This is a genomic window from Streptomyces sp. DH12, assembly GCF_020873895.1.
Lineage (GTDB): Bacteria > Actinomycetota > Actinomycetes > Streptomycetales > Streptomycetaceae > Streptomyces.
The window spans coordinates 1-557 of the sequence record NZ_JAHWGT010000567.1 but is presented as its reverse complement, the minus strand read 5'-3'; the positions used below and the strand labels follow the sequence as shown (position 1 = coordinate 557).

At 68.9% G+C, this 557-nt stretch carries 1 pseudogene; it reads left to right on the top strand.

The features are described 5' to 3' along the window. Positions 1 to 158: 158 nt before the first annotated feature. Positions 159 to 557: pseudogene (locus tag LPA54_RS35815) on the top strand (extracellular solute-binding protein); the annotation flags it as partial.

The window sequence follows — 557 nt, the reverse complement described above, 5'->3', positions numbered from 1 at the left end:
CTGACGTATTAGTAATCAGGCCAAACAAATTACACCCCGGTGCGGCGCCAGACGAGACCCCGATGTCGGCGGCCCGTTGTCGAAGCGCTTCACCTACCCTTCCACAGAGCCGCCGGTCTCGGTGCACACCGAGCCGGTCCCACCCAGGGGCACCCACCGTGACAGCACATCCACCGGTTGCCGCACGTCATCCGCGCACACGCGGACGCGCACGCAGAGCCGTCACCTCACTTGCCGCCGCAGCGGTCCTCGTCGCCCCGGCGGCGCTCACCGGCTGCGCCGCCGAACGCGACGACGACGTGTACACCGTTCTCAACTCCTCGACCGACGAGACCTACCACCGCTGGGACGCCGAGGCGATGGCCCGCTGCGGCAAGCGGCTCGGGGTCACCGTCGAGCAGCAGAGCGTCCCCGCGTCCCAGGTCATGACCAAGGCGCTGCGCATGGCCTCGTCGAAGTCACTGCCGGACGTCGTCCAGTTCGACGCCTCCGAAATGCCGGTGTTCGCCGAGGCCGGCGGACTGGTCGACCTGCGCACCCTCGGCCTGTCCACCGAC